The sequence below is a fragment of the Methanospirillum hungatei genome, from assembly GCF_020216685.1.
In the GTDB taxonomy this organism is placed as follows: Archaea; Halobacteriota; Methanomicrobia; order Methanomicrobiales; family Methanospirillaceae; genus Methanospirillum; species Methanospirillum hungatei_B.
In genome coordinates this window covers 1-4,893 of record NZ_JAIWNS010000261.1, presented here as the reverse complement: position 1 = coordinate 4,893, position 4,893 = coordinate 1, and the positions used below count along the sequence as shown (strand labels likewise).

4 protein-coding genes are annotated in these 4,893 nt (G+C 50.3%); 2 read left to right on the top strand and 2 right to left on the bottom strand.

Annotated features, from left to right (window positions below; all coding sequences use genetic code 11):
* Both LDL35_RS14500 and LDL35_RS14495 read left to right on the top strand, forming a co-directional pair.
* The coding region (locus tag LDL35_RS14500) for an acetyl-CoA carboxylase biotin carboxylase subunit (RefSeq protein ID WP_304023721.1) at window positions 1-1,313 on the top strand (1,313 nt) is incomplete at its 5' end.
* A complete protein-coding gene (locus tag LDL35_RS14495) occupies window positions 1,313-1,444 on the top strand; it encodes a hypothetical protein (RefSeq protein WP_304023719.1) in 132 nt (43 codons plus the stop codon). The genes LDL35_RS14500 and LDL35_RS14495, both read left to right, overlap by 1 nt.
* Here the strand turns inward: LDL35_RS14495 and LDL35_RS14490 are convergent.
* Both LDL35_RS14490 and cutA read right to left on the bottom strand, forming a co-directional pair.
* Window positions 1,419-4,403: a PAS domain-containing protein gene (locus LDL35_RS14490; protein WP_304023723.1), complete on the bottom strand. Its 2,985-nt coding sequence runs from the start codon at window positions 4,401-4,403 to the stop codon at window positions 1,419-1,421. The genes LDL35_RS14495 and LDL35_RS14490 overlap by 26 nt on opposite strands.
* Before the next feature lie 345 nt (window positions 4,404-4,748).
* Window positions 4,749-4,893, bottom strand: a 145-nt coding sequence (cutA, locus tag LDL35_RS15505; protein ID WP_369694952.1) for a divalent cation tolerance protein CutA, incomplete at its 5' end; no start/stop codon positions are given.

The following is a 4,893-nucleotide window of genomic DNA, read 5'->3' as shown; positions in this document are numbered from 1 at the left end:
CACCTCCGTCAAAATCATACCTGAACAAGGAACGGATCATCTCAGTCGCAAAAAAGGCAGGCGCCGAGGCCATTCACCCGGGCTATGGATTTCTTGCAGAGAATGCGGAGTTTGCCAGGCTCTGTACCGAAGAGGGTATCACCTTCATCGGTCCGAAATCCAAAACCATCGCCGCTATGGGATCAAAGATCCGGTCAAAGCAGACCATGAAAGATGCCGGTGTCCCGGTCCTTCCGGGAACTGACGGAGGGATTGATGATCTTGATCTGGCTGCATCGGTTGCTGACTCCATCGGATACCCGGTCATCGTCAAGGCAAGCGCGGGTGGCGGGGGTATCGGCATGCAGATAGTGCATGACCCCTCTGAAATCGAATCCGCCCTCGACGGTGCCATGCGGATCGCAGAGTCGGCATTCGGTGACCATACCGTATTTATCGAGAAGTACCTCCAGAAACCGCGGCATGTTGAGGTGCAGGTCTTCTGTGATGAACATAATAACCGCGTCCACATGTTTGAGCGGGAGTGCTCCATCCAGCGCCGGCACCAGAAGCTCATTGAGGAGGCACCCTGTCCGGTTATGACCCCTGAACTGCGTGAGAGGATGACCAACTCTGCGCTCAAAGTAGCTGAGGCGGTGGATTACGTCAATGCCGGCACCGTTGAATTCCTCTATGACAGTGGCGAGTATTACTTCATGGAGATGAACACCCGGCTGCAGGTGGAACATACCATCACCGAACTGGTCACCGGGATCGATATTGTAAAGGAACAGATCATTGTCGCGTCAGGAGATCCCATCGAATACGGCCAGGAGGACATTACTCTGCGCGGTCATGCGATCGAATGCCGAATTAATGCCGAGGATCCCATGAACAATTTCGCGGCAGACCCCGGCAAGATCACCAGGTACCGGTCACCAGGTGGTCCGGGGATCAGGCTGGACTCAGGTATTCATGCCGGGTATACCATCCCGCCGTTCTATGACTCAATGATCTCCAAACTTTGCGCGTGGGGAATGAGCAGGGAGTATGCCATTGCCCGGATGAGACGCGCAATTTACGAGTATGTTATCCTGGGAGTCAAGACCACGTTGCCCCTCCACCATGCCATCATTCACAACCCGGAGTTCATCGCTGGGAATACACACACCCACTTCCTGCAGGAGGAGCATATCAGCCGGACCCTGAAGCGGTACATCCAGGAAGAGGAGACCAGGATGACCCAGCTGGCAACGCCCCTTCGTGCAGACAAAAAAGTCGCAGCAATTGCAGCTGGTCTTGTTGCCGTGATTGAACAGAACAAGCAGAACTGATGCGTCGAAAAGAGAAGGAACTAACAGATACGGAACGGATCGAAGAGATCCTTACCCGCGCACTTTTTTGTCATGTCGCTCTGTGTGATCATGACCGGCTAAAGATCAGGATCTGCTCTCTCCTGACCTGACCAGAAACGCAACCTCACCACCCCAGGGGCAGAACCGGATCAGGAGTGGTGGCAATGGCGTGGATCGTACACAGGTGATCTCGTTGCCGGTTATAAGCTGGGCATGATTCTCCCTGATACACCCCGTGACCTCTTGTGGAGCTGAAGACAGGTTCTCCCAGAGGGACCCTTCGATGATAGATCCATCGGATTTTACGACTGCATACCCGGTTACAGAATTATCAGCCCTGGAATGAATCAGGCGGGGCAGAGTCTTCCCAAGCCATCCGGACAATGCCTCCAGAAATGGGCGCTCACGAACCGGGATCTCCGGCAGGGTATGCGATCCCAGATTCAGACATCCGACAAGAATGCCGTGTTCATACAGGGGGATGAGAACATATGAGAATATTCCTTCCTTCTCCAGAAGAGTGCGGATCTTTTCTGCCAAAGGGTCAGAGACGGAGATATAGCGGGGCGCCCCGTTATCAAACAATGTCAGGATATATTCATTAACAACCATCTCACTGACCGCACTGATGTACTCCTCTGAAAGCCCGGCATGACAGTAGAGACGTAAAACCGGGACATCATCACGGTTATGGAGGATATAGAGCCCCCCGGAATCTATGCCAGGGACTTCAAGTGCTGTGCGCAATATGAGATCCAGAGCATGATGCATGTCGGTCGTTGCCGCAAGGTCCCTGGCAAGATCGCGATGTGCCTGTAGATGCTCAGAGCGCCGTATCTGATCAGTAATATCACGAATCACCACCCCGATAAGATCTTCACCCACAGGGAAGGCCTTAAAAGAATAATACCCCCCAAATAATTCAGAAAAACCCTCAAACCCGACCTCATCGCCAGAATGGGCTACCTGCAGCAGGGCATCCCGCCACCGGTGATCAATATCAGGACGGAAATCAGAGAGGTTCCTTCCGATCAGATCCTTCTTCTGCCATTTGATCTGATGAACTGCAAACCGGTTCAGATCCGTGATGGAGAAATCACAAACCGTCCCGTCAGATGCATGAACCGGTGAAAAAACAACATACCCTTCGTGCATTGCATCAAAAAGTCGCCGATACCGTTGTTCATTCAGCGTCTCCCGGCGTTTTTGATGGATGATATTATGAACATCGATGGCTGCCCCGATAAGTCCGGTTATCTCATCACGTTCATTTCTGAACGGTCGTATGTACAATTGTGTAGGATAGGGTTTCCCGCCAAACTGAATTGAACACTCACCAGAGAACCCTTCACCAGACTCAAGAACCCGTTTTTTTATTGCATACAATTCACGCGCAGTATCCGGGGGAAAGATCTCATAGTCTGTATACCCGATGATATCAGAGATAGCGAGATTAATTGAGGGATTAACCACCCACTGATAGACCATGTCCGGATCCTGGCCGAAAATGGTAACCGGCGCAGCATGGACTGCCAGTTGAAACTTTTCATTAATCTGCCTTATCTCATCCTGAATCCGTTTCTCATGGGTGATATCGGTAACAACCCCTATCTCCCGGACCGGGGTCTGACTCTTGTCACGGACATAGTGGATCTTTACCCGAACCCATCTGACCTCGCCGGATGGAAGTATAATCCGGTATTCCATCCTCTTCCGGTCTCCTACTGGAACACCTGCCTGCGCTACCACCCGGTCATAATCATCCGGATGAATAGAGGAGGTCCAGGATTCGGGATCATCATACAGCTCTTTCACCGGCTTTTGATAGATCTCCTCATATGCTTGGTTCAGATACTCGATCGATCCATCACGTAAGTTTTGCACATACACAACGTCAGATATGGTCTCTGCAAGCTCCCTGAACCGGTTCTCACTCTCAACCAAATTGTCGAGGGCATGTATCCGCCCCTGGACATCTCTGGCCACACAACAACAGTACTCCCTCCCCTTGTATGGGATAAGAGTAAACCTGATCTCAACAGGCATTGGTGTTGAATCGGCTCTGACCATGCATGTCTCAAGGACAAGACTTCCCTGTTCACGTAAAGAAGAGAACAGGAGATTCCAGTCACCAAAAGGCGGATGGGTGAGGTAGGTACTGATCAAGAGCTTATCGGTCTTCTCCGGGATAGAAAGCGCATTTCTGGCTGCTGTATTGTAATACGCGACCAGACCATCATCCGTGAACCAGAAGACCAGATCACCTACATTCCGGATGGTATGTTCATACATCCGAAGGGTCTCTTCTGTCTGTCTGCGGTCAGATATTTCATTGTATAATCGTCGGTTGATCTCACGAAGGTCCTGTGTCCTTTTCCCAAAGATCATCTCGGCTGATTCAAAGAACTGATGAAACTGTTCTCTCTGAAAGAACTGCTCGGTATGATCCTTCCCGATTGCCAGATAGTGCCATACCTCATCCTCATACGAGGCATGAAAGGTCCAGTGGTAGAGCCTGATGTCACCTGATGGATGTATGATCCGGAGATCAGTTCCGTATTCACCAGTATCTCTTGCCTGACAGAGTGCGTCATTCAGGTTTTCCTGGTCATGGACTATCATATCAAAGGGAAGAAATCCTTCGGTTCCAACAGACGGGGCTCTTGAAAATGTCCTGATAAAACCTTCATTTGCAAAGGATATCTCAAACGAAGATGAGAAATTCACAATTACCGGATCGGTCAATGCAAAGAACCGGTCAAGGAGTTTTTCACAACATACAAGGCGCTCACTGATCCCCTCCTGAGGGGCAGTCTCATGAATTATGACCGCCGCTCCGGATCTTCCTGAATCAAGCTGAACGGGAATTCCTTTGATGGTATATACAATCCGGCTGCCCCTGATGTGTTTCATAACAGTGAATGAACAGGACTGTCCCCGAAGAGAGGGGGCAATGCCATCAGATATTCCCGTGCATATCTGCTCATCAAGCATCACCGCCGGACGACCGATTAAATCCTCTTCTGATAAGCCCAGCAGATCAAGCGCTGCACTATTTGCTGACCTGATTATCTTCCCTCTGTCTACTCCGAATACCGGTTCAGAGAAAAGGCGCAGAACACAGGAGAGAGGAGTTCTTCGACTGGAGTAGTAGAGTTTGGTTACACCGATCTTCCGGACCTCAGCAAGGCCCTGGCTATGAAGAATCTCAAGATACTTCGCAGCAGTGTTCCGATGAATACCAAGGTGCTCTGCAACCTCATGAATGCTGATTCCCTCCGGATTATCGGTAATCAGATCATGAACCGCATCAAATCCATCAGACAGAATGTATCACAGTCGTACTATATGCTGTGCATCAGGAAAATAAATCGTGATTCACTGTGATTATGCACAGCGTAAATTTTCTCACCATTATGGCCGACCAGATACCTCACCTGCAACCCATGAAAGGTACCGATCATACCCATCCTTCACAGGGAGACAGATCACTTCAGGGATGTCATAAGGATGCATGCTGACAAGAGCGGATTTGAGTTCGTCAACTTTTGCACGGGTT

Bases quoted from the DNA above. Each gene is read 5' to 3' on its own strand.
- LDL35_RS14495 (WP_304023719.1), top strand. From the start codon at position 1,313: ATGCGTCGAAAAGAGAAGGAACTAACAGATACGGAACGGATCGAAGAG.